Source organism: Acinetobacter sp. RF14B (assembly GCF_006864105.1).
GTDB lineage: Bacteria > Pseudomonadota > Gammaproteobacteria > Pseudomonadales > Moraxellaceae > Acinetobacter > Acinetobacter lwoffii_C.
On record NZ_SMTB01000006.1, the window covers coordinates 1 to 23,722 of the forward strand.

General features: G+C 45.6%; 28 protein-coding genes. 12 read left to right on the top strand and 16 right to left on the bottom strand.

The features are described 5' to 3' along the window. The 4 genes from E2K52_RS01975 to E2K52_RS01990 form a co-directional block, all read left to right on the top strand. Nucleotides 1-1,785 (top strand): ATP-dependent helicase (locus E2K52_RS01975; protein WP_151203328.1); only part of this gene is annotated, 1,785 nt, incomplete at its 5' end. An 83-nt stretch (nucleotides 1,786-1,868) separates the two neighbouring features. Further along, nucleotides 1,869-2,120 carry an RNA recognition motif domain-containing protein gene (locus E2K52_RS01980; RefSeq protein WP_151203329.1) on the top strand — a complete coding sequence of 84 codons (252 nt, stop codon included), beginning with the start codon at nucleotides 1,869-1,871 and terminating at the stop codon, nucleotides 2,118-2,120. Nucleotides 2,121-2,326: 206 nt separating this feature from the next. Beyond that, the gene (locus E2K52_RS01985; protein ID WP_151203330.1) at nucleotides 2,327-2,830 is read left to right on the top strand and encodes a DUF6586 family protein; all 504 of its coding nucleotides are present in this window, start codon (nucleotides 2,327-2,329) and stop codon (nucleotides 2,828-2,830) included. Nucleotides 2,831-2,941: 111 nt separating this feature from the next. Next, nucleotides 2,942-3,220: a hypothetical protein gene (locus E2K52_RS01990; RefSeq protein WP_151203331.1), complete on the top strand. Its 279-nt coding sequence runs from the start codon at nucleotides 2,942-2,944 to the stop codon at nucleotides 3,218-3,220. A gap of 170 nt (nucleotides 3,221-3,390) precedes the next feature. On the opposite strand, the gene E2K52_RS01995 is transcribed toward E2K52_RS01990, so the two are convergent. The 4 genes from E2K52_RS01995 to E2K52_RS02010 all read right to left on the bottom strand — a co-directional run bounded on the left by E2K52_RS01995 (nucleotide 3,391) and on the right by E2K52_RS02010 (nucleotide 7,261). Then, the gene (locus E2K52_RS01995) at nucleotides 3,391-5,103 is read right to left on the bottom strand and encodes a cation:proton antiporter (protein WP_151203332.1); all 1,713 of its coding nucleotides are present in this window, start codon (nucleotides 5,101-5,103) and stop codon (nucleotides 3,391-3,393) included. A 135-nt stretch (nucleotides 5,104-5,238) separates the two neighbouring features. Further along, complete coding sequence (rpmG, locus tag E2K52_RS02000; protein WP_001205031.1) at nucleotides 5,239-5,394, bottom strand: 50S ribosomal protein L33; 156 nt, start codon at nucleotides 5,392-5,394, stop codon at nucleotides 5,239-5,241. A gap of 16 nt (nucleotides 5,395-5,410) precedes the next feature. Next, nucleotides 5,411-5,647 carry a 50S ribosomal protein L28 gene (gene rpmB, locus E2K52_RS02005; RefSeq protein WP_004976147.1) on the bottom strand — a complete coding sequence of 79 codons (237 nt, stop codon included), beginning with the start codon at nucleotides 5,645-5,647 and terminating at the stop codon, nucleotides 5,411-5,413. Nucleotides 5,648-5,812: 165 nt separating this feature from the next. Further along, on the bottom strand, nucleotides 5,813-7,261 hold the full coding sequence (locus tag E2K52_RS02010; protein ID WP_151203333.1) for a coniferyl aldehyde dehydrogenase: 1,449 nt from the start codon (nucleotides 7,259-7,261) through the stop codon (nucleotides 5,813-5,815). 116 nt (nucleotides 7,262-7,377) lie between these two features. On the opposite strand from E2K52_RS02010, the gene E2K52_RS02015 reads away from it, so the two are divergent. The 5 genes from E2K52_RS02015 (at nucleotide 7,378) to E2K52_RS02035 (ending at nucleotide 11,045) form a co-directional block, all read left to right on the top strand. Then, complete coding sequence (locus E2K52_RS02015; protein WP_151203334.1) at nucleotides 7,378-8,109, top strand: TetR/AcrR family transcriptional regulator; 732 nt, start codon at nucleotides 7,378-7,380, stop codon at nucleotides 8,107-8,109. Nucleotides 8,110-8,156: 47 nt separating this feature from the next. Then, the gene (gene purU / locus E2K52_RS02020) at nucleotides 8,157-9,023 is read left to right on the top strand and encodes a formyltetrahydrofolate deformylase (RefSeq protein WP_151203335.1); all 867 of its coding nucleotides are present in this window, start codon (nucleotides 8,157-8,159) and stop codon (nucleotides 9,021-9,023) included. A 192-nt stretch (nucleotides 9,024-9,215) separates the two neighbouring features. Next, entirely contained in the window at nucleotides 9,216-9,992 is a 777-nt protein-coding gene (locus tag E2K52_RS15560) for a TonB-dependent receptor (protein ID WP_201798508.1), read from the top strand. Between the two features lie 25 nt (nucleotides 9,993-10,017). Then, a complete protein-coding gene (locus E2K52_RS02030; protein WP_151203337.1) occupies nucleotides 10,018-10,641 on the top strand; it encodes a MotA/TolQ/ExbB proton channel family protein in 624 nt (207 codons plus the stop codon). Beyond that, entirely contained in the window at nucleotides 10,641-11,045 is a 405-nt protein-coding gene (locus E2K52_RS02035) for an ExbD/TolR family protein (protein WP_151203338.1), read from the top strand. The genes E2K52_RS02030 and E2K52_RS02035 overlap by 1 nt, the downstream gene beginning before the upstream one ends. 61 nt (nucleotides 11,046-11,106) lie before the next feature. Here E2K52_RS02035 and msrA read toward each other — a convergent pair whose 3' ends face one another. The 5 genes from msrA to thyA all read right to left on the bottom strand — a co-directional run bounded on the left by msrA (nucleotide 11,107) and on the right by thyA (nucleotide 14,833). Then, nucleotides 11,107-11,631, bottom strand: a complete 525-nt coding sequence (msrA, locus tag E2K52_RS02040; RefSeq protein WP_151203339.1) for a peptide-methionine (S)-S-oxide reductase MsrA — start codon at nucleotides 11,629-11,631, stop codon at nucleotides 11,107-11,109. A gap of 102 nt (nucleotides 11,632-11,733) precedes the next feature. Next, nucleotides 11,734-12,195, bottom strand: a complete 462-nt coding sequence (locus tag E2K52_RS02045) for an META domain-containing protein (RefSeq protein WP_151203340.1) — start codon at nucleotides 12,193-12,195, stop codon at nucleotides 11,734-11,736. A 99-nt stretch (nucleotides 12,196-12,294) separates the two neighbouring features. Beyond that, nucleotides 12,295-13,341, bottom strand: coding sequence for a DUF4105 domain-containing protein (locus tag E2K52_RS02050; RefSeq protein ID WP_151203341.1), 1,047 nt, complete (start codon nucleotides 13,339-13,341; stop codon nucleotides 12,295-12,297). A gap of 26 nt (nucleotides 13,342-13,367) precedes the next feature. Continuing rightward, the gene (locus E2K52_RS02055) at nucleotides 13,368-13,880 is read right to left on the bottom strand and encodes a dihydrofolate reductase (protein ID WP_151203342.1); all 513 of its coding nucleotides are present in this window, start codon (nucleotides 13,878-13,880) and stop codon (nucleotides 13,368-13,370) included. 110 nt (nucleotides 13,881-13,990) lie between these two features. After that, complete coding sequence (gene thyA / locus E2K52_RS02060) at nucleotides 13,991-14,833, bottom strand: thymidylate synthase (RefSeq protein ID WP_151203343.1); 843 nt, start codon at nucleotides 14,831-14,833, stop codon at nucleotides 13,991-13,993. A gap of 819 nt (nucleotides 14,834-15,652) precedes the next feature. On the opposite strand from thyA, the gene E2K52_RS02065 reads away from it, so the two are divergent. Then, the gene (locus tag E2K52_RS02065; protein WP_151203344.1) at nucleotides 15,653-16,165 is read left to right on the top strand and encodes a CHAP domain-containing protein; all 513 of its coding nucleotides are present in this window, start codon (nucleotides 15,653-15,655) and stop codon (nucleotides 16,163-16,165) included. Between the two features lie 18 nt (nucleotides 16,166-16,183). Here E2K52_RS02065 and E2K52_RS02070 read toward each other — a convergent pair whose 3' ends face one another. From E2K52_RS02070 to lgt, 3 genes are all read right to left on the bottom strand, one after another. Beyond that, complete coding sequence (locus tag E2K52_RS02070) at nucleotides 16,184-16,570, bottom strand: hypothetical protein (protein WP_151203345.1); 387 nt, start codon at nucleotides 16,568-16,570, stop codon at nucleotides 16,184-16,186. Continuing rightward, nucleotides 16,563-16,955 carry a hypothetical protein gene (locus E2K52_RS02075; protein ID WP_151203377.1) on the bottom strand — a complete coding sequence of 131 codons (393 nt, stop codon included), beginning with the start codon at nucleotides 16,953-16,955 and terminating at the stop codon, nucleotides 16,563-16,565. The genes E2K52_RS02070 and E2K52_RS02075 overlap by 8 nt, the downstream gene beginning before the upstream one ends. A gap of 91 nt (nucleotides 16,956-17,046) precedes the next feature. Beyond that, nucleotides 17,047-17,856 carry a prolipoprotein diacylglyceryl transferase gene (gene lgt / locus E2K52_RS02080; RefSeq protein ID WP_151203346.1) on the bottom strand — a complete coding sequence of 270 codons (810 nt, stop codon included), beginning with the start codon at nucleotides 17,854-17,856 and terminating at the stop codon, nucleotides 17,047-17,049. A gap of 93 nt (nucleotides 17,857-17,949) precedes the next feature. On the opposite strand from lgt, the gene E2K52_RS02085 reads away from it, so the two are divergent. After that, nucleotides 17,950-18,729, top strand: coding sequence for an NRDE family protein (locus tag E2K52_RS02085; RefSeq protein WP_151203347.1), 780 nt, complete (start codon nucleotides 17,950-17,952; stop codon nucleotides 18,727-18,729). A 39-nt stretch (nucleotides 18,730-18,768) separates the two neighbouring features. Here the strand turns inward: E2K52_RS02085 and E2K52_RS02090 are convergent, their stop codons facing one another. The 4 genes from E2K52_RS02090 to tatA all read right to left on the bottom strand — a co-directional run bounded on the left by E2K52_RS02090 (nucleotide 18,769) and on the right by tatA (nucleotide 22,629). Continuing rightward, nucleotides 18,769-21,009 (bottom strand): PhoX family protein, encoded by a 2,241-nt coding sequence (locus E2K52_RS02090; protein WP_151203348.1) that lies wholly within the window; start codon nucleotides 21,007-21,009, stop codon nucleotides 18,769-18,771. Between the two features lie 172 nt (nucleotides 21,010-21,181). Next, entirely contained in the window at nucleotides 21,182-21,964 is a 783-nt protein-coding gene (gene tatC / locus E2K52_RS02095; protein ID WP_151203349.1) for a twin-arginine translocase subunit TatC, read from the bottom strand. Further along, nucleotides 21,961-22,401, bottom strand: coding sequence for a Sec-independent protein translocase protein TatB (tatB, locus tag E2K52_RS02100; protein ID WP_151203350.1), 441 nt, complete (start codon nucleotides 22,399-22,401; stop codon nucleotides 21,961-21,963). Before tatB ends, tatC begins: the two co-directional genes overlap by 4 nt. 9 nt (nucleotides 22,402-22,410) lie before the next feature. Then, entirely contained in the window at nucleotides 22,411-22,629 is a 219-nt protein-coding gene (gene tatA, locus E2K52_RS02105; protein ID WP_151203351.1) for a Sec-independent protein translocase subunit TatA, read from the bottom strand. A 147-nt stretch (nucleotides 22,630-22,776) separates the two neighbouring features. Between tatA and E2K52_RS02110 the strand changes: the two genes are divergently transcribed. Continuing rightward, complete coding sequence (locus E2K52_RS02110; protein ID WP_151203352.1) at nucleotides 22,777-23,658, top strand: permease; 882 nt, start codon at nucleotides 22,777-22,779, stop codon at nucleotides 23,656-23,658. The last annotated feature ends 64 nt before the right edge of the window (nucleotides 23,659-23,722 follow it).

Consider the following 23,722-nt stretch of genomic DNA (forward strand, 5'->3'; position numbering starts at 1 on the left):
ATCGTGGCACGGGTCGAGTTGGCACTGGGTGAACAGGCCAAAGGGCTGCGCGCTTCGACCTTTCATACCTTCTGTATGTATCTGCTGCGCCGTATTCCAAAAGCTTTCGGTCTGGAGCAGTTTTCCATTATTGACCGTGATGATCAGCTGATGCTGTTTCGCCTGATCCGTGGCCGTGATGACAAGAAAAATCCAAATTACTTGCCTAAGCCGCAGGAACTCTGTGACCTGTATTCTTTTGCACGAAATACCCGGCAAAAGCTTAGCCTGGCGCTGGAAAAACAGATGCCGGAATATCTGGCGCTCAAAGACCAGATTGCTGACATCATGAAAGAATATGAGGCACGTAAAAAAGCACGCAGTTTTCTGGATTATGACGATATTCTGGCGGTGGTGGCCACTGCTTTGGCGCAGTCTGACGGTCTGGTCGACTATGTCGCCTCAATTTGCCGGCATATGCTGGTCGACGAAATGCAGGATACCAATCCATTGCAATGGGCCTTGCTAGAGCCGTTAAAAGATCGGATCAGCCTGTTTTGTGTCGGGGATGATGCCCAGTCGATTTATGGCTTCCGCGGGGCGGATTTTGAGAATATCCATCATTTTAAAGAGCGCGTGCCAGATGCCCAAATCCTCAGGCTAGAGCAAAACTATCGTTCTACCCAGGAAATTCTTGATCTGTCGAACTGGCTGCTGGACCAGTCCGAAATCAACTATGACAAGCGTCTGGATGCGTATCGCGGTGAAGGGGTCAAACCGAAAATGCACATCTTCCCGAATGAGTTTGATGAAGCCAAATGGATTGCGATTGATATTAAAGAGCGCCATTATATCCATGGGGACAAGTGGTCAGATCATATGGTTCTGGTGCGCTCCAGCTTTTCAGCCCGTCATATTGAAGCGGCCTGTATTGCTGCAAATATTCCTTACCGTTTTATTGGCGGCATGAAACTGCTGGAAACCGCCCATGTTAAAGACCTGTTAAGCCTATTGCGTGTGGTCGCGAATCCGCTAGATGACATTGCCTGGATGCGCTTTCTGACCTTATGGAATGGGGTCGGCGATGTCGGCGCAAGCAAGTTGTCTCAGCAATTGCTGATAGAGCCAGAGATGGAAATGATTGCCGGAAAATTAGAAAAATTTGGCAAGATTCCGCTGGAAACCATTTTGATCATGAAACAGATGGCAGTACTCAAAACTGAAGTACAGGCCTGTGTAAGTCTGGCTGTACAGGCAATTGAATCTCAACTGGCTGACAACTATAAAAAGGACTGGAATCGCCGTGCAGGGGATTTTGAACTGGTGAAACAGCTGGCCTCCAAGCATACCCAGCTCAGTGAATTTCTAGAAGAATATGTTTTAGACCCGGTATCTATTTCTGAAATCGAACGCCAGTCCGATAGTGATGTGGTCACGCTGATCACCATTCATTCAGCCAAAGGAACAGAACAGAAAGTCTGTTATGTGGCTAATGTTACGCCGGGGCAGTATCCACATGCACGTGCCCAAGGTGATTTCGATGATGTCGAAGAGGAGCGCAGGGTGTTATATGTGGCACTGACCCGGGCGCAGAATGAGCTGATTCTGACCAAGCAGAACCTGAATCACTGGGCGCGTGAAACCGTGGATGAGCAGGGTCGCAAAGTCGAAAGCTATTTTATGAATGATCTCACCCGTAATTTGTGTACTATGGAAACGCATTACAAAACCAGGCAGCAGACCGTTAAAAGTGCCCTGATCGAACGCCAAGCGATTAATTTAGATTTTGGCATTGATCTCGATTAAACTGTCATACTTGGGTGTTACGCAAAAAGTAGAGTAGGCAGGTGCTTTTTGATTATTTTTGCCTATCTTCTTAAGGTGATCCGATGAAAATTTTAGTCCGTAACTTGGAACGCACGGTAACAGAAGCTGAATTGCTGACTTTGTTCCAGCAATATGGCACTGTGGAGACTTGTACGCTGGTACTGGATGCCGACACGGGTAAATCCAAGGGCTTTGCCTTTGTAGAAATGCCACAGGGCCGTGAAGCAGTTAAGGCAATTAAAGGCCTGAATACCCTGCGTTTGCATGGCCGTGGTATTCGCGTCAAACAGGCTGAAGACAAGCCGCAGGCTTAAACCGGGCGGTATAAAAAAGAGCATTATTGGATGCTCTTTTTTTGTGGAGATAAAAAGCTTTAAATGTGAATAAAGCTGTAATCTCAGATGTCTTAAACAAAAAGCCAGTCTAATAGAAGAGCGCTTGCAAATCTTGGATTGCGTAATGAAAGCGGACGTTTTACTTTAAAGAGGCCAAAATATGTTTTAAATCTCAGGAAACCTCGATGACACGAGTTGCTCGCTACCATGCAGACCGCACCAACCAGAAACTTTATTTCGCTCGTTTAGCCTGCCAGCAGGCCGAACAGAGTGATCATGTGCAACAGGCACAGGCGCATCGTGAAGCCACTGTATTTCATCTGCATGGAGCCTTGCTGGCCTTTCTGCAGGAGCTGGTTCGCTACTACCGTTTAAATGATTTAACTCCGACCTTAAAGTCGATTGAGGAACAGCTGGCTGCCAAAGGTCAGATCTCGCCTGAAGTGTCGGTCTTGCAGCGCCTGGCCAAAGACGGTTTTATTGCTGAATTAAAACGTGCCCACCGCCTGTGCGAGTACGCACCCGAACCGAGTGTACCGCAAGGGGAAGACGAAACCTCTTCAAATCTCATCATTAAAGTCACACAGTCTCCACAGGCCTGGCTGCCTGATATTGCTATACTTAGAGAGTGGCACCGTGACCTGACCTATCTGATTGATGGCTTTCGTAATGAGATGGTAGAGTTCTAATCCAATGGATTAATGGCACTTGAAATTATTATTTCTAACCTTATATCAATTATTACTCTGATGATGCAAAGTGCAATCGTGCTTTGCCACCATGTTGAACATGGAGGATATATGTCTATAGAACAGTTGAAAGACTTATTTGGTAATCAAGAGGCGATTTTAGAACTCGTTCAACTTGAAGGTGGCGTGTTAGCATTAAGAAATGCAGGCTCGGAACAGCAGCCTCTGGTCATGATTCAGTTTAATGATGAAGTAAAAGCGCTTTTGGGTGACCAAACACCTGTGATCGCACAGCAGATGATTCAGGCTGCCTTATACGGCTTGCTGGAACAGCAAGTCAATGAGTGGCAGGCAGAAGTAGTGGATGAAAAACCGAAATATCTGAGTTGATTCATCCCGGCCCAGCAGCACATCTTCGGATGTGCTTTTTTGTAGTTCTCAAATTAAAAAGTGCCTTGTATCACTGCGGTCCAGGTTTTTAGTTTTCAGGGAAGAGACTTAAATTCTCCTCTAATAAAAAAGTTGCCCGGATGGACAACTTTTCACTGAGCAAGCCCGGCTTAATGTGAGCTGTGCTGATGGGCCACTTCAATCTGGTGCAAAATATAATGGCTCATGTTCTTCGCCATTTCTTCCTTGGCATAATACACTTCACCGACCTGATCACGGCGAATGATTTCGGCTTCTTCCTTGTTTTCTGCACAGACCAGAACCTGAATTTGCGGATTCAGGGTTTTGGCAATGTCGATAATTTTATGAATATCGACAATATCCATGGGAGAAAGTACCAGTAAGCGTGCGTGCTGGATATGTGCCTGAATCAGTACGCCGGCTTCAGTGGCAATCCCGGAAACCGCAGCAATCCCTTTTTTACGTAGATCTTCGACAATTTCACGGTTTTCTTCAGCAATGACGACCTTGATGTTGTGCTGCATCAAGGACAGGGTGATACGGCGACCGACTTCACCATGACCGACAATCACCACCTGATCACGCAGATAATCCTGTGATACTTCATCTGGCAGCATGGCCAGCGGGTCCCCGCTGCGTTCCAGTAAGCGTGCCAGGGTTGAGCGTTCACGAATCCATTTTTGTACCGGCTCAATTGCAGAAAACACAAAAGAATTCAGGCTAATGGAAAATAAGGCCCCTGCCAGAATCAGGTTCTGTGCCTCCAGGCTTAACAGTTGCAAGGACAGGCCAAGGGTTGCCAGAATAAATGAAAACTCACCAATCTGGGCCAGTGAAGCGCCAACGGTTAAGGCCGTATTCAGTGGATAGCGGAAAAACAGTACCAGTGCCATGGCCGCAATGGTTTTACCAATCATAATAATACCGATGACTGCTAATACATGCAGCGGCTGTTCAACCAGAATACGCGGATCAAACAGCATCCCGACCGAAACAAAGAACAGGATCGAGAAAATTTCGCGTAGCGGTAAGGTTTCCTGTTCAGCACGGTTACTGAAGTCAGACTCTTTAACCACCATACCGGCAAAGAAGGCACCCAGTGCCATCGAGACACCAAAGATCTTGTAGGCGCCAAAGGCAATTGATACGGCCGCTGCCACCACGGTTAAGGTGAACAGTTCACGTGAACCCAGACGTGCAACCACCTGCATAATCATCGGAACCAAACGTTTACCGATAATCAGCATAAAGGCAATAAAGCCGATCACTTTAAGCAGGGTCAGCCCTAAGGTCATCCAGATACTTTCATCTACTGAACCTTCTGGGGCCTGACCGCCCAGAAGAACTGCAGTCGCTGGTAATAAGACCAGAGCAAGCACCATTACCAGATCTTCGACCAGTAACCAGCCTACCGCAATACGGCCATTGATGGAGTCAAGCACTCCTCGATCACTCAGGGCTTTAAGAAGTACCACAGTACTGGCACAAGACAGACTCAGACCAAAAATCAGTGCGGAGCCAAAGCTCCAGCCCCACATCATGGAAATACCCATTCCCAGTAAGGTGGCAACAGCAATCTGTAAAATTGCACCGGGGAGGGCAATCCGGCGTACCTGCATCAGGTCGTTTAGGGAGAAATGCATACCGACGCCGAACATCAGGAACATGACGCCGAGTTCTGCAAGCTGGTTGGCCAGATGAATGTCACCGACCACGCCGGGAGTATTGGGACTGATCAGAATGCCGGCCACTAAATATCCGATCAGGGGAGGAAGGCGTAAACGTGCAGCAATATAGCCAAACAACAGCGCTAAGCTGAAACCAACAGCCAGTAAGATAATAAGTTCTACGTCATGGGGCACCAAACACTCCTTTATTTTGGGTTTAACGGGAAATAAGCTGAAAAAATGCCAAAGTAGGCGGAAATTTTATCAAGCTGCATAAAAATAGTGCAAAAAAAAACGACCTTTAAGGTCGCTTTTTTTAAAAAGCTAAAATTATTTGATTTTAGCTTCTTTGAAAATTACGTGTTGACGGATTTTTGGATCAAATTTTTTGATTTCCATTTTTTCCGGCATAGTACGTTTGTTCTTAGTAGTGGTATAGAAATAACCTGTACCAGCTGAAGAAACTAAGCGAATCTTATCACGCATTGTCTTGACTCCTTACTTAGATCTTTTGGCCTTGAGCACGCAGGTCAGCAACAACCTTTTCAATGCCCAATTTGTCGATGATACGCATACCTTTAGTGGTTAAACGAAGACGTACAAAACGTTTTTCGCTTTCTAACCAGAAACGGTGGTTGTGCAGGTTCGGCTCGAACCGGCGCTTAGTTTTGTTGTTGGCGTGTGAGACGTTGTTACCAACGACTGGACGCTTGCCGGTAACTTGGCAAACCTTAGACATGGTGTAACTCCATTGATTTAGCCAACAGCAAATCTGTATGGCCAGTCAAAAATAAACGGATTGAATTCATTCAAGGGGCGTTTTATATCAAAAATACGCTTAAAAGACAAGCGATTTTGTCTAAAAATAAACATGAGCTGGTGTGATAGCTTATACCTTGATCAGTTATCGAAGAAGCGCCTTTGAAATCAGCTTATGAATTGGCTTATTAAACGGCGGAAGAATATATTTCAAGCTATACAGCTTAGGATTCGACATTACCGAGCGTTCATGCGACAAACTGAAGAAGCCTTCTGGTCCATGATATTTCCCCATACCGGATGCACCCACTCCACCAAATGGAAGATCATCCTGCGCAACATGCGTGAGTACCGTATTTTGTCCAAAATGCCCTGAATGAGTACGCTGTGCAATATAATCGGCACGCGCTTGATCAAAGTCGAAATAGTATAATGCAAGAGGACGCGGACGGCTATTAATAAAGTCGATAACATCGTCGATTTGATCATATTCCATGATCGGCAACAGCGGACCAAAGATTTCGTGCTGCATGATCTGCATGTCGGGCATGACATTGGTCAGAATGGTCGGTGCGATCTTGCGAACCTCGGCAAGGTTTTCCTGATGCGGATTAAATTCGATAATCTGCGCACCCTGCTCACGGGCATCTTCCAGATAGCCCTGCAAGCGCTGATATTGCTTGTCATTAATAATCGAAGTGTAATCCTGATTATGCTGGATATCCGGATACATGTGCTCAACGCAGGCTTTAAAATGGTCGATGAACTCCGCAGTCTTGCCACGCGGCAGAAACATATAATCCGGGGCAACACAGGTTTGACCTGCATTCCAGAGTTTACCCACCGCAATCCGCTGCGCCACATCACGCAGATCAATGGAAGGGTGCACCAGCACCGGAGATTTTCCGCCCAGCTCTAAAATCACCGGTACCAGATTTTCTGCTGCGGCTGCCATTACCGTTTTACCTACCGAAGTAGACCCGGTAAAGATCATCTTATCGAAAGGCAGATGCGAGAATGCATCGGAAATCATGCCGCCCCCATTGATCACAGTCACCAGTTCTTTGGGAAAAGCCTCAGCCAGGGCTTTTTCCAGTACAGCACCAAATTCTGCCGAGGAACTGGACACTTTAATCATGGCATGATTCCCGGCAGCCAGGGCACAGATCAGGGGCCCAACAGACAACAATAAAGGATAGTTCCAGGGTGCAATGATTCCGACCACACCCAAAGGCTGATATTGCACCCAGGCTTTGGCCGGCTGGTGAATAAGGCCAACGTGACGTTTGGATGGCTTCATCCACGCCGTCAGATTTTTGCTGTAATATTTAATATGTTCCAGACAGGTCAGCAGCTCGCCGATTTTGGTTTCGCCAATCGAGCGGTTACCATAGTCCTGATTAATTGCATCGGCAAATTGATCTTGATACTTAACTAAGATACGCTTAAGTCGAGCTAAACGATCGATACGCTCCTTTGCAGTCGGCAGAGGATAGCGTAGATAAGCGTATTTTTGTTGAGCCAGCATTTCATTTAAGTACTGGCTGTCCAAAAAATGTGGTGTCATTGGTGTTGTTTTTGTATGACTGTTCATGCCGCACTACCATTATTCAAATCTCGGTTAATCAATTTTTAGAGCAAATACTCTAATTAGTCAAGTTACTTTGTGTGTTAGCCTGCTAATGCATGCACAGAATGGTTATTTTTAGGATGTCCCAAACCAAAACCTTAAAAACGAAAGAGCGTATCTTACAGCTTAGCTTAAAGTTGTTTAACGAGCGCGGTGAGCGGTCTGTAACCACCAATCATATTGCAGCTGAGCTCGGCATGAGTCCGGGCAACCTGTACTATCATTTCCGCAATAAAAACGAAATTATTAAGGAGTTGATGGAGCAGTACCAGAAGCAGACCCTGGAAATGCTGGCTTTGCCGGATGACCGTCAGCTGGATACCAATGACAAGATTCATTATTTTCAGGTATTGAGCAGTCAGCTCTGGGCTTATCGTTTCCTGCATCGAGATGTCTATCATTTGGTTGAAAATAATGAAGATTTTAGGAAAATGTATCCGCGTTTTGCCGGGCAGGTGATGCAGCAGGGACAGAAGATCTACAAAGGCTTTGTAGATGCCGGCCTTATGGAAATGACTGATTCTGAAATTGAAGCACTGATTATCAACTTATGGATTGTACTGACCAACTGGACTAACTTTTTATATATGTCGGGACATATTACCGATTCAAATAAACTGGAAGAAAAGTGGGTGTGGCAAGCCTTACGTCAGATGGTTTTTCTGGAGGGGGCGTATTTGCGCGGTGAAAGCCGTCAGACTTATGAAGGCCTGTTAAGCAGTTTGGGACCTTCCGATCTGTTTGCCAGTCTTTCTTCTGGAAAGAATATTGAAGCTGAATCAGCTATTCAGAATATTCAAGAAACGCGCTAGAATACTTGGCCTATTTTAAATTTAACTGATTAGTGACACAAACCAACATGAATATGACGACTGCTAATACCGCACGTTTATTGATTACTTGTGAAGACAAGCCGGGCATTGTGCAGGCTGTTTCAAGCTTCTTGTATCATCAGGGTGCTAACATTACTGCGCTAGACCAATATGCGACAGCAGCGCAGGGCGGACGTTACTTCATGCGCGTTGAATTTGAATTAGATAATCTTCAAAGTCGTAAAGAGAGTATTCTCCAGACCTTTGCAGCAAATGTCGCCGAGCGTTATGCCATGCAATGGCGTTTAGCACTGGTCAGTGACGTTAAAAAAGTCGGTATTTTAGTGTCCAAGGTGGACCATGCCTTGCTTGAGCTGTTATGGCGTCATGCACGCGGCGGCCTTCCATGTGAAATCACCAAAGTCGTGTCCAATCACGAAACCTTGCGTGAAGCGGTAGAAAACTTCGGTATTCCATTTGAAGTCGTGCCTGTGACCAAAGAGAACAAGCGCGAAGCCTATGCACGGATCGATGAGTTGATGCAGGGCAATGATCTTCTGGTACTGGCGCGTTATATGCAGATTCTGGACGAAGAGTTTGTTAACACCTGGGAAATGAAGGTGATCAATATCCATCACTCATTCCTGCCTGCGTTTGTGGGAGCCAATCCGTATAAACAGGCCTATGACAAAGGGGTGAAACTGATCGGTGCCACGGCTCACTATGTGACAGCTGATCTGGACCAAGGTCCGATCATCGAGCAGGATGTAGAGCGGGTAAACCATGACTTCACAGTCGAGCAGCTACGGGAACTGGGGCAGGATGTCGAGCGTAATGTGCTGGCACGTGCGGTCAGATGGCATCTGGAAGACCGAATTATTGTAGATGGCAATAAAACGGTCGTGTTTCAGTAAGCTCCTGAATCTTCATTTAAAAAAGGCATACTCAGAGTATGCCTTTTTTGTTTGCAACAAAAAAAATGCTGAAAGCATGGATTTTGAGTTGCAAATGAAAACACTTCTCATTTATTATTGGCGTACTTTCATTGTACTAACCGATGAGCTTGATAGGTTGTTTCGTATCATCTCCTCAAGGTAAAAGATTTAATGAGTCAATTTGCAGCTCCCATGACCCCTCCGCCGCCCAATCAGATGAAAAAGAAAGTCGTTTCTATTCTGGCGGCTGTACTGGTAGGGCATGCGGGTCTGCTGTGGGCAGTCAGCCAGATGAAAACGCCTGAGCTGAAGCCCGTGGACAAAGAGCCGATGAAAGTACGTTTCATCAAACTGCAGGAAGCACCAAAACCTTTACCACCGAAGCCGAAAGCAGAGCCGAAGCCAGAACCGCCAAAGCCGAAAGAAGTTAAAATTGTAGAAAAACCGCTACCGCCACCACCTAAAAAAGTCGAAAAAATTGAACAGGTGAAAAAGGCGGAAGCCCCTAAAGTCAAAGCAGCGCCTGTGGTCGAGGACAAACCGGATCCTAAACCGGCGGTTCAGACGGTGGTGACTGAAACCAAAGTGATCCCGACTCCGCCTCCAGCACCAGTTACACCGCCTGCTCCTGTCACACCACCAGCGCCGACTGCACCGCCATCACCAAAAAGTGTTTCCATTGGCGGAGGAGTATCCTGGTTACGTTCACCTAAAGTGTCATTATCACCAGGCGAATTAAAAGCATCCTGTTCTATGGTGATTGATATAGCGGCTAATGAGCAAGGAAAAGTAGTGTCTGCAAATGCACGAAATTCAGATTGTAGTCCAACGATAAAGCGTAAGGTCGAAGCGGCAGTACGTCGGGCACAATTGACCAAATATGTTGAAAATGGAGTGGCTTATCCAACACGTGTGGAACAGCCATTTGATTTTAAGATGACCAAATAACGGCTAACCCATTAGGAGTTCGGATATGAACTTTTCAGTTTATTGGCAACATGCTGATGCAGTCAGTAAAACACTGTATTTCGTGTTATTGGCAATGTCGATTGCGACATGGACCATCTTTGTACTGCGTCTGATGGGCACTCGCCAGCTGAAACAGATCGCTTATAACAGGCTGGCTCAGGCTGTGGATCAACTGAAAAGCAAATGCGTTCCTTTGACTTTCGAGCAGCGTAAAGCAGTGGCTGAGCAGGCTTTGCTGCGTCAGATCGCAGTAGAAAAGGCCAACGCTGAAAAAGGTGTATCCGTACTGGGAACGATTGCTTCCATTTCGCCATTTGTAGGTTTATTTGGTACGGTATGGGGGATTTTCCATGCACTGGTGGCAGTCGGTAAAAGCGGTCAGGCCGGTCTTGCTCAGGTGGCAACTCCAGTCGGTGAAGCATTAATTATGACCGGTCTGGGGCTGGCCGTCGCGATTCCTGCGGTACTGGCCTATAATATTGCAGTACGTTTTAATCGCGGCTTGGCACACGAGCTTCAGGATCATGCACATAGCCTGTTGATTGATACCATGTTGCAACAGGATTCTGCGGCAAAAAAAGTTGAGACAAAAATGAGCCAAGAAAGTCTGGTTGGAGGTCAAGTTTAATGGCTTTTCAATTGGGTGAGGATAACGATACAGGCATGAATGAGATGAATCTCATTCCCCTGATCGATATTATGCTGGTATTGATGATCATTTTCTTGGTGACAGCGACCGTGGCGAACCCATCAATTCCATTAACTTTACCGCAGACCACGGCTGAAATTGTCGATCTTCCGCCTGAAAATATTACGATCAGTATTAATGCAGAGGGTGAAGTGGCCTGGAATGGAAATATTCTGACCTTGGCGCAGCTTGAAACCCGCTTTAATGAAGCTAGCCAGACTGAACGTCAGCCGACCATCGTGCTAAAAGCAGATAAAGAATCACGTTATGATACGGTGGCTCAGGTGATGTCGCGTGCGAGTGGAGCCGGACTCAGCGATATTGCTTTTGCAACCGAAAATTAATGATGAGAGATAAAAAAAGCGGCTGATTTCAGTCGCTTTTTTTTAGGGATATTTTCAGAGATTAAGGATTTTTTAGTAACGCTATAAAGTGACTACGCAATTTATTCAGTTTCGGCGGAATAGAAAAATTGCAGTAACCCTGATTCGGATTACGGGCAAAGAAATTCTGGTGATAGTCCTCTGCCGGGTAGAAGGCTGGAGCTGGGCTTAACTCAGTGACGATATTAATCCCTTCATCTTTCAAGGCCTGAATTGTAGTATCTGCTGCGGCTTTCTGTTCATCATTAAAATAATAAATCACGGAGCGATACTGGGTGCCGACATCATTTCCCTGACGGTTTAGGGTGGTCGGGTCATGGGTGGCAAAGAATACGTCCAGCAACTGGCGATAACTTACTTGCTGTTCATCAAAGTCGATCAGAATCACTTCTGCATGCTGCGTATCGCCGCGGCAGATCTGCTCATAGGTTGGATCAGGCTGATGACCACCTGCATAGCCGCTCACCACCTGCTGAACACCCTGAATCTGTAAAAATACCGCTTCAGTACACCAAAAACATCCACCGCCAAAAAGTGCTTGTTGCATGATGAAATCCTCATGGAATGGGGTCGGGTGATTATTGAATCTTGTGCCAACAGTATGAAAGATCAAAAAGCCTGTAGACACAGGCTTTTTGTAGTCGGTTGTTTAACGAGGCTGTGCGGCAGTTTCCAGCTGAATCAGTAAATTGCCATGACGGTCTAATAATTTCAGGGTTTTGCCAAACACCTGATAATGGGTCACTTTGCTAAGAGCTTCATTAAATTTCTGGTCCAGATTATCATTATTTGTGCAGGCCATGCGCGTTCCTGCCATCTGGCCCAGACTCAGCGCGTCTTTGCTGGCAGTATAGCTGCCCATAATACGGTTACAGCCGTCTGCACCTGAAACACGTTGCGTCGCAGCATCGAATTGCAGGCTTGGGATATTATGTGCAGTTGGTGTAGTCTTGATTTCGGTATTACCAATCTGGGTCACAATCCAGGTCCGGTTTTGTAAAAGCTGTAAATTCTGGGTGGTTTGTGCTGCTGAATTGCCTGGAAGAGTTTCACATCCCATGATGCTTAAGGTCGATGCCATAATTATTGCTGCGGTTAGTTGTTTTAACATGAAAATTACCTCACTTTTTGAATAGCTAACTGTATATAAACAAAAAAAGAATTTATCTGCCAGTCAATTTTGTATCCTGAAGATTGACTGAATCGGGTGTTAATAAAGTTTTGAAGCCGGCAAGCCGAGGCGAATCTGATCTGAATATTCTTTGCTCGATATCTGTTTTGGCTGTTGAATACGCGGATTAATATGGGCCTGTTGATACCAGGTCTGCATATTCCAAGCTTGATCTAGTGCTTTTAGATCATAAAGATAATTGGGCAAGTAGCCTGAAACCAGAAGGCGATAATCTGAAGGCAGGGCCTCCTGGGAAACAGCCTGCACCATGTCAAAAACCAGCGTCGTGCAGTTACTGGTCAGGGTATTATACCATTTAGGTTCTTCAGCTAGCGCATCGGCCTGACGCAGATATTCTTTGAACAGGGCCTTGGCCTGTGCTTTGGGCATATTGACCGGAAAGAAATAGACCTGTTCGTTCCGGATATGGCTGCGTGTATAGACAATATCTTTTTCATCCGAAGCCACCAGACTCAGCTCGTATTTTCGGAAAAAGCCGCCAATCGCAGAAAACTCTTCATGTTTTTCTTTACGGATTTCAATTGAAAAAGTCAGCGGTTTTTGGTTGGCAAAATCAAAGCTGACCAGCGTGTGAGCGATTTCAGGACCCATCCAGTAGGAGGTGATGATATTCACTCCAGTAATCTGGTTCAGGTCGAAGCTGCGGCTTTCCCAGCGTTCGACATATTTTCCGTTCGGCTGCCAGTCGAAATTTCGGATATTGTGTAAAGTGACTTGATCACCTTGCTGTTCAGAGGATAACAGCCGTGAAACTTCTGGGTTCCAGTCACGATCCTGACGCGCTTCAATACTGAAATATGCAAACAGGCTGATCAGGAACACCAGCAGGTACAAGATTGTATCGACCTGGCGTGAAATCAGATGCCGGGTGAAATAAATGCCGAGTACGACGAGGGAAAATACCACCCAGCAGCCGATCAGGAGCATAGTGCCTATTTTGCCCAAAGGCTGCTGTATCCAGAGCATCAGGCTTAACCAGAGGCTGGAAAGCATCACGAATAGAGTAAACAGGCCACCCAGTAGCCACAGACTCCAGTGCTTTGCCGAGGGCGTGCGTCCTTGCATTATCTGACCTTTTACTTGAATAGGCTTTATTTTTGATAGGTGGCAAATTCAAAAGCAATCCCGCTTTTGTCATCTATGTGTTGTGCAGATGCTACTTTTTTGAAGTCTGCTGGAATTTCCGGATAGTAGGCATCACCTTGTACATCCAGTTCAATATGGGTCAGTTCCAGGCGGTCGGTTATCTGCATGGTCTGTTTGAAAATTTCACCGCCCCCAATAATGAAAACCGTATCCGGCTTTGCTGAGGCTTTGACATCAGCAACCGCCTGACGCAGTGCCTCTTCAATACTATGCGCGACTTTGGTGCCCGCAAAAGACCATTCGGGATCACGGGTAATCACCCAGTTCACCCGTTTAGGCAAGGCACGCCCCATAGATTCAAGGGTTTTACGGCCCATGACAACTACGCCGCCTTGAGTAATTTCTTTAAAATGCTTGAGATCAGCTGAAATATGCCATGGCAGATCATTGCCCTTGCCAATACAGCGCTGCTGATCCATAGCTACCACGTGTACCACTTCTAAATCTTGAAATGCCATAACAGCCCCTAAAGGTTGAATCCCGATGTCTCCCTCTGCCCAAAACAGCTGCAAATGACACGTGCTGTTTGGTCAGAAGAAATAATCAAGAGGGATGATTCAATAATAAATTAAACGGCAACCGGCGCTTTAATCGCTGGATGAGATTCATAACCAACAATTTCAATATCTTCAAATTTAAACTGGAAAATATCTTTAACTTCAGGATTCAGCTTTAACTGACATAAGCCTAAAGGCTCGCGGCTTAATTGCAGTTGAGCCTGTTCAAAATGGTTGGTATAGAGATGGGTATCACCGCCAGTCCAGACAAAATCGCCAACGCCCAGATCACAGACCTGCGCAATCATATGGGTCAGCAGGGCATAGCTGGCAATATTAAATGGCACACCTAAAAACACATCGGCACTGCGCTGGTAGAGCTGACAAGAGAGCTTGCCATTGTGGACAAAAAACTGGAACAGGGTATGACATGGCGGTAAAGCCACCTGATTGGCTTCCTTCGGATTCCAGCCCGAAACGATCAGACGGCGTGAATTCGGGTTGGTTTTGATTTCATTAATCAGCCATTTGATCTGGTCAAAACCGTCCTGGTGATAGCTGCCATCCTGGTTTTGGCTGGCACCGAAATTACGCCATTGATGCCCATAGACCGGACCCAATTCGCCTGCAGGGCGGCCAAAACGCGCAGTCTGTTCTGCGGTTGCCCATTCATCCCAAATCGAGACTTTATTGTCTTTTAAATATTGAACATTGGTATCGCCTTTCAGGAACCAGAGCAGTTCAATGACGATGGAACGGAAATGAACTTTTTTGGTGGTCAGCAGAGGGAAACCTTGGGAAAGATCAAAACGCATCTGATGACCAAATACCGAGCGTGTGCCTGTACCGGTACGGTCGCCTTTATCGCCACCCTGGTCGAGAATGTGTTGTAAAAGGTCAAGATATGGGCGCATAGTTCTCTCTGTTTAAAGCTATTGAAAATTGCCATGTTAAAAATAAAAAAAAAGATCAGCTCGAGATTAATTTACTGTCAGAATGGCAATTTAAATTGCACTCATCATAGCATTTTTTAACGGGCTTTCATCGTTCCGCCCACAATAAAAAAACGCCTCTTGAGTGTCAGCTTAAAGCAAAATAATGGCCGCAGATGAATGGTTCAAAGGTGTGTTATAGATCAGGCTTAGCCACCGATCAGGCCAGGAGTGTGCCGAGTTTAAGTTTTAGTTTCAACCACTTTTATTTAGCGTGCTCATGATGTACCAGTGATTCAGGTTTTTTATGGGGGCTTTATTGCCTGAGTTGTAAACATGCAGTTCCAGTGCTGAACCAGTAAACTTTTGTGCTTATTGAATTGTATATTTCATGCAATTTTTTAAAGGTGAGCCGATTTTCATCAGTATGTTGTACTTTCAGTTTAATTGCCCTAAAGGCAATATAGATAGAGCGAATCTGGGAGCAATATACTCTGGTTTTTCAATGCTAAAAGTAGAAAATGCGAGATGTATAGATCAGTGCATGATTAAAAAGTTGAGTAAAAATGAAAATTTAAAAGTAGGGGCTAATGTTTAAAAGAGCTAAATAAAATTTCACTATTTTCATGAAAAGTGCAGAAAAAAGAATCTCAAAAGAAAGAATGCTTTAGTTATACTTTAACAACAATAGAAAAATTTAATTACATTTTATTTGTGAAGAATAACATTTAACCGTCTAGTATTCTCCGTTTGTTAAGAAATGAAAGCCAACATCTACGGCGAGGAGGAGTAGGTAAAAACATGGTTTATGATCAGCCCGTGAATGTGAGTGCAGTACATGCTCCTGTTCAAGCGAATATCATGTTGCGTTCTCAAGCAAGACAAAATCCGAAAAAAACCTCATCCACTTCTGCAACTAAGGCAGTCGGTTCGAGTAATGGTCACCGTATTAATATTGAAAAATTCACCAGTTATTTACAGGGGATTACACGCCGGACCAGTACCCAAAAGTGTGCACGTAGTATCCGTGTGGGATTGCAATCTTCCGGGGCAAAAATTGTCAATCATCCGGTGGCTGCAGCGGACTGGGGAAGTACCTTGAAACAACTGGGGTATAAGAAAATCAATCAGTCTTTTGACCGTCCTAAAAAAGGCGATATTTATATTATTGACCGTACCGCCAAGCATCGTTATGGGCATATTGCTGCTTATTCAGGAAGTGCCTGGGTATCGGATTTTAAGCAAAACAGTCATGCAATCTATCGCACCAAGAACCTGACTTATAGTTATTATCGTCTGGCTTCAGACCTTTAACTTAATACTATCAGCGTTTTAATCGTTACAGCGTCTGGCCCGCTTGACATAGATGAATGCCAGAAAAAGTCCAATTGCTGCAAAGCCCAGACATTGTAAAGCCAGCGCAAATTTTCCCCAGCCCTGTGCATGTTGCGGCAGATAACCCCATAGGGTGACCATCGCGACAATTGGGATGACCCGGCTGAGCGCAGCAAAGCCATTGGCATAAGGATGGCCGGCAGGAATCTTGAAACGCAGCTGGCGCAGTCCATAGCTTAGTAGGCCAATTCCTACACTGAAGCTGATCCATATCGGGCCGAGCTGAGCCACGGTGGAAGCGCTATATATCAGAAGACAAACAATGATGACCACCACCAGTTTCATCTGACGGGTACAGCGTTTGGAATACCAGTGCTCAAGCATGAGGTGGCTCTGGGTCTTGCCGGTTCTGATTCAAGAGTGACAGGGGCGAAAACAGACAGATGCTCAAAGTCATAAAGCCAATCCCCTGAGCACCCGGAAGTAAAATTTCACCCTGCTGCATGTGCATAAAAACCAGACTGATCACTAAAGCCAAAGGAATCCAGGTCAAGACGCGATAGAGCAGGCCAGTCGGCTTTTTAGAGGCAAAGTGAATTTTGCAGTAACGGCAAATCAAAAAAATAATACCTGTGCCGACAAACATTAAAATGGCATCCAGTGGCAGCGGTTGCATCCAGTACAGTAGCGCCGTCATAGCTGCAATGACTATAAAAAACAGCAGTTTTTGCAGAAAAGATAGCTGCGGATTAAACCAGAACTCAAGCATAAGAATGGAGGAATGGAAGGACAAAAACTACTTTAGCATATTTTTTTCAATAAAAAAGCGAGGCCGCTGCCTCGCAATGTTGTGGGTCTAATTAACAGTTTTTCTGAGGACCCCAGTCATAAATTTTCTTCTGGTAGGCATACCACATCATCCAGAGGCCAATCAGAATCATTGGCAGGCTCAGGAATTGTCCCTTGCTCATCCAGCCAATAAACAGCTGGCCATTGTCCGGTTCACGGAAGAACTCGACGATGAAGCGCGCCAGGCCATAACCGATCAGGAACAGTGCTGATACTGCCATGCGTGGGCGTGGCTTCGCGCTGAACCACCACAACACAACAAAGAGAATCAGGCCTTCACACAGCGCTTGGTAGAGCTGTGAAGGATGACGTACCAGCTGCAAGGGGTCTGTCGGGAAAATCATGCCCCAGGCAAAGTTTGGATCTGTAACTTGGCGGCCATACAGTTCACTGCCTATAAAGTTACCAATCCGGCCGAACATCAGACCTGTCGGTACGCAAGGTGCGATAAAATCCAGGGTCTGGAACCAGGTCATGTTATATTTCTTGCACCACCAGAGCATGGCTAAAATCACACCGAGGAAGCCGCCATGGAAACTCATGCCACCGGTCCAGATCTGGAACAGCCAGAGAGGGTTTTCCAGAAACTGGGAAAAGCCATAGAAAAATACATAACCGACCCGGCCCCCAATAATGACCCCCAGCGCCCCAAAGAAAATCAGGTCAGACACCATATCCGAGGTCCAGCCACGCTGTTTGGCACGGTAGGTTGCCAGTCCCCAGGCAAATAAAAAGGCCAGTAGATACATCAGTCCATACCAGTGGACTTGCAAGGGCCCGAGCGAAATTGCCACGGGATCAATATTTGGATAGGTCAGCATTCCTGTTCCTTGTGATTCTGTTTTGAACAGATTTTAGCTGAAAGATAAGAAAAATGTTGTACATTCAATGTGTAAAGATCGAGAGCAGCAATTATGTGTATAGTGGCCTTAGCCTGGCAGGTACTGGAAGATACCCCGGTCTGCCTGATTTCAAATCGTGATGAATTCTATCAGCGTCCAACGCATGCTTTATATGAGTGGGAACATAGTCCGATTATTGCCGGGCAGGACTTACAGTCTGGCGGGACCTGGATGGGCATTACCGCTTCAGGAAGATGGGCGGTGATTACCAATTTTCGTGATGGACGGGACCAGAATCATTATCCCACCTCACGCGGGCATATTATTCAGAAATTTCTGGAATCAGAGCTGCCGCCAATCCGCTTTGCCCGGGAACTGGAAAAGCATCAATGTGATTATGCCGGTTTTAACCTGTTTATGGGCGATCAGCATCAAGCGGTATATATGAGCAATCGGGGGGAAGCACCACAAGTGCTAGCGCATGGGGTGTATGTCGTCTCAAATGGACTGATAACAGAAGACTGGCAAAAAAACCGGCATTTGCGTAAGCGCTTTACCCAGGAATTTCTGCCGATGTTGCAACAGGACCGTATTCCGGAAGCAGAGCTGTATCATGCAGCTTGGGATATTTTGGAAGATGAACGCCAGGTGATTCCAGATCTGTTACCTCAAACCGGGATCTCGGTTGAAATGGAACAGCTGCTGTCTTCGACTTTTATTCAAAGCCCGACTTACGGCACCCGTTGTTCGAACTTCCTCAGAGTGAAAAGGGGGCAGTGGCAATGGCTGGAAAAATCCCAGCAGGGTGACATGGCAGGACAAGTGGTAGAGAAAATCATCACACTGCAATAAAAAATGCCGACATTTGTCGGCATTTTTGAGAGCTCTGGATTAAGCCTGAGCTGTTTCCAGTGCTTCCCCTGCGATTGCACCACCATCTTTACGGGTAATCACCACAGTGGCAGAGCGGGGTACTTTACCTAAGCGGCTATAACGCTCACTTTGGTTAGCAGGCCATGCGCCGCCCGGGTGCTGCACGTTAACAAAGATTGCTTTGTAGTCCGGGGTAATGGTAACACCGGTAATTTCACAACCTGATGGGCCAACAAGGAAACGACGTACGCGATCATTGCTTAACTGCGCACCGACAAAAGTTTCTTGTCCTTCCTCTTTGGTGGTTGCAGCAAAGGCTTTATGGCCATCACCCACGGAACCAGGAAGTGCAGCAAGCATCATACAGTTGGTTTCGTCGGTATATTGGCCATCATCAGTTTGAATCCATAAGATACCGCGTGGATCGAACCACATGCCATCCGGGCTAGAAAAGTCATTGAGATTATCCAGACCAGACAGGTTGATGTTTGAAGCGGCACGTGCTTCAGCGCCAAACAGGAAGATGTCCCAAGTAAATGTAGTGGCAGTAACAGTGTCATCAGTTTCACGGAAACGGATGATATGACCATTCATATTGCCTGAATTACTGGCACTTGAACCTTTGAAATCGACATAGCTACGCGGGTTTGCAGCATCCGTTGGGTAGGCACGACCACGGTTACTGTTGTTGGTCAGGGTAACATAGACTTCGCCATTTTCAGGGTTTACCGCCACCCATTCCGGACGGTCCATTTTGGTTGCACCCACATGGTCGGCGGCCAGACGAGCATGGACCACAATATCTGCTGCATCTTTGAAAGAATAAGTAGTATTGGCCTGATCTAAACCATTTTTACCATAACTTAGCTCAACCCACTGGCCTGTACCATCTTCTTTAAATTGTGCAACGTACAGGGTTCCTTTATCCATATACTTGTCACCTGCGGCATAGCCACCATTGACATCTTTAGGATCCCAAACGGCTTCAGAGACAAACTTATAGATATATTCGCCCGTAGCATCATCACCCATATAGAATGCAAGTGGCTGGCCCACAATCGGATTACTAGAGCGGCAATCTTCATGAGCAAAACGGCCGAGTGCAGTACGCTTAACCGGGCGAGTGTTTGCACTGAAAGGGTCAATTTCAACAATAAAGCCACAGGTATTTATAGCATTACGGTAGTCACTTAAAGCATTGCCATTCGGATCAGCCGTAATGTTCCAGCGGTCATACAGATCACGATCGCCCGTGAGTTCCGCATCTGTCTTATCCCAAAGGTATTGACTTTCTGCAGACTTGCCACGGCCATAACGTGCTAAAGCAACTTGTTCATTATCTGGGCGTACATCACCCTCATCACGAGAGAAGTAACCACTCCAGTTTTCTTCGGCAGTCAAATAAGTGCCCCAAGGTGTATATCCATTACCACAGTTGGCAAAAGTACCACGGGTTAATGTCCCCGTTGGTGAAAAGCGGGTTTTGACCAGGTCTGAGCCACGTGCCGGTCCACGCAGCTCCATTTCTGTTGCAGCGGTAATACGGCGGTTAAATGGGGAGTTCAAATTAATTTTTACGTTTTGAGTGTTTGGATCTTTCTGAATTTCAATGACTGAAACACCGTGAGCATTTACTTCACGAATAATCTGGTCTTCAGGACGTTTACCATCTTCTGTCGTAATCACACCTACTGGTGTATGTAACTGAGATTGTTGTAGATACTCATGATTTAAAACCAGTAAACCTTGCTTTGATTCTTTTAATGAGTAATTTTTCTTGGTTGGGTCCATGCCAAAGAATGACATCCCGTCGTGGTTATCACCTGCGCGGAATTGGTAAGATGGACCTGAAGGTAATTCAGAATCTGTTTTTTCAGGATAGCTGCTATTGATCGGATCGCCAACAGCATACAGAACATTAAGCTCGTAGCCTTCAGGCACACTAAAAAAGTTCTGGGTATTTTTTTTAACCGCTTCAAAAGACAGCTTGTTTGGACGTTGCGCCAGGTCGCTCCATACATGCTTATCATTTTCTTTATCTGGGTTAGGCGGAGTCGGTCCAGAAGAGGTATCATCGTTGTCATCCGAGCAACCGCTTACAGACGCTGCAAATGCCAAAGCCATGGCGCCGCTGCCTGTTTTAGCAATAAAGCTGCGACGGTTGATATATTGATTCAGAATCGTTTGGAAATGGGTATTATTTGAGGTATTGCTATCTTCGGTAAGGTCCTGACAAGGTATCATTTCTTTATTTTGCATTTGAAAGTCCTGTTAAAATCAAGTGTTCAGTTGTGTTGAAGTTGTTCCATACCATAAGCCTGCTATATGACAGTACGCTTAAGGAAATATTGCAATAAAGTGAAATAAGTTATTGGAATTAAAAATAAAAAGAGACGGTTGTAGCCGCCTCTTTTTATTCTCGATTGATTCTTTAGGTCTCGATATCTTTTAAACGTCTTTTCTCAATCAGCTTCCCGGTCAACAGCCCAGTCTCAAATAACAGCCACATAGGAATGGCCAGCATAATCATCGACAAGGCATCGGGTGGCGTCACGAACATGGCCACAAAAAAGCATCCGACAATAATGAATTTGCGTTTTTCAACTAACTGTTCGGTACTCACCACTCCAATTAAAATTAACACCAGGGTAATAATCGGGATTTCAAAAGTCAGGCCAAAAACCAAAAACAGTTTTAAACAGAAATTGAGGTAACTGTTAATATCCGTCATGGGAGCGACAGTTTCAGGAGCTACACTGATAAAAAAGTGCAGAATTGAAGGTAAGGCCACAAAATAAGCAAAACTGATTCCGAGATAAAACAGGATAATACTGCCCAAAAGTAGCGGCAGTGCCAGACTTTTTTCTTTTGCATACAGAGCTGGCTTAATAAAGGACCACAGCTGATACAGAATAAAAGGCATGGTGATCATCAATGCCAGAAAAAAGTTAAGCTTAAAGGGCGCCATAAATGTCGCTGTCACATCTGTTGCAATCATGGTCGATGTGGCAGGAAGCTGTGCACGTAGAGGCTCAGACAAAAGCTGATAGGTAGAATTGGCAAATGGCAATAAACAGAAAAACAGGCCGATCAGCACCGCCACAATTTTAAACAGGTATTTGCGCAGAATGACCAGATGCTGGGTAATGGGCATCTCTTCAAGCAGCGGCTGTTCAGGAATGGCTTCGGAATGGGCAGTAGGCAAGGAACTCATACGGCTACCTTCATATCCAGATATTGTTGGGGGTGGTCTACAGTGGTTTTAGGTTGACTGCGAGAGGGCAAGTACACCGCAGGAAGGGTGGTTTTTAAAGGTTCATAACTTAAAGATTTATAGCTGAGAGTTGATTGATCTCGCGTCATGCTGTGCTGCACCTGATCGGTTTCAAGCGGTTTTTGCAAATTCTGCATTTGTGCCTGCATTTTTGCTTCAAGCTCCTGAATACGTTTCATCTCTGCCTGCATTTGTTCACGCAGTTCCGATAAACGTAATTCGCGATCCAGGTCATTTTGAATATTGCTGACGGTACGTTTAACTTTGCCATACCATTTGCCGACAAAACGTACAGCTTCAGGTAGCTTGTCCGGCCCCAGCACCAAAAGTGCAATGATCCCGAAGATAAACAGCTCGGTCATTCCAATATTGAGCATGGCAGTCTCTTAGCTTTTGACTGAACTTTCAGGTGTTTTTACTTGTGCATCAATCGTGCGTGGCTGTTGCAGCTGCGCTTGTTCAGCTTCTTCATCTTTCACTGACTTTTTAAAATCCTTGATTGCACCACCTACATCTTTGCCCAGGTTTTTTAACTTTGATGTACCGAACAATAAAATCACCACAATTGCAAAAATCAGTACATGCCAAATTGATAATCCAGCCATCATTTTATCCTCTTTATATTATGGCTCTATCTCAACAGGCTTTTATGACACAGAGGTGACGGTTATATTTCTTTTTGAAGACAAGAGAAGAAGCAAGACTGAATATGATAGGATTTTTTACATTGATACAAATGAGTCCTGTCGGGTATGGCGCTGCTTCTGCCTCTGATCTCTTTTTTAACCGGATATTGGGGCGTTCAATATTTAAAATCTCTTCGCCCCTTCATGGCAGCAATGCTGGCCCGGGTGCTGATTCCACTCGTCATCATTTATAACATGTTGTTTTATCAGCAAGGCAGCCTGTGGCTGCTTGGCTTTAGCGTATTCAGTTCTATTCTGCTGTTCAGCCTGTTTTATGCTTTAAGTAAAGATAAACTCCGTGCCCTGTGTTTTAGCTATTTAAATGGGGTATGGCTGGGTTTTCCTTTTGCTCTGGCCGTTTTTGGACCTGAGGCCAGTAGTACGATTGTGGCGCTGTATATTGGTGGCTCACTGTTTGGCAATGTTGCGGCTATTCTGGCCGTCAGCTCCACACGGCAGACTCCCCAATTTATTCTTAAAAATGTCCTGATCTCTCCACCTGTTATTGCTTTGAGTATTGCCGCAGTCCTGTCGTGTTGGGACTTGAGGGCTTATGAAATGCATCCGGTCGTGCAATGGGGGTATCAGGCCAATAAAGTACTGGTGACTTTTAGCGGAATGTGCATTTTAGGCATGTGGCTGAGTAAAGTGCGGATTCATTTACGAGATCTGCAACGTAGCCTGCTGCTTATCAGTGGCCGCTTTATACTTGCGCTGGGACTGACAGCAGCCGCTTATTTCACTTTGCCGATTCCACCTCAACTCCTTATTTATGCCGTCATGCTGATGTATTTTTTATTACCGCCTGCGGCCAATATTGTGGCGCTAGAAACGCATTATCAGGGTACAGGCCATTCAGCCAAATATATTGCGTCAGGAACAATTGCCAGTGCCATACTCATCGCGCTTTATGGCATGATCTTGCATATCTGGGTGCCGGGTTTATAAATATCTAGTCAATACCAGGACATGGTTTGAATAAGAAAGGGCTTGTTTATCGCTTTCTAACGCC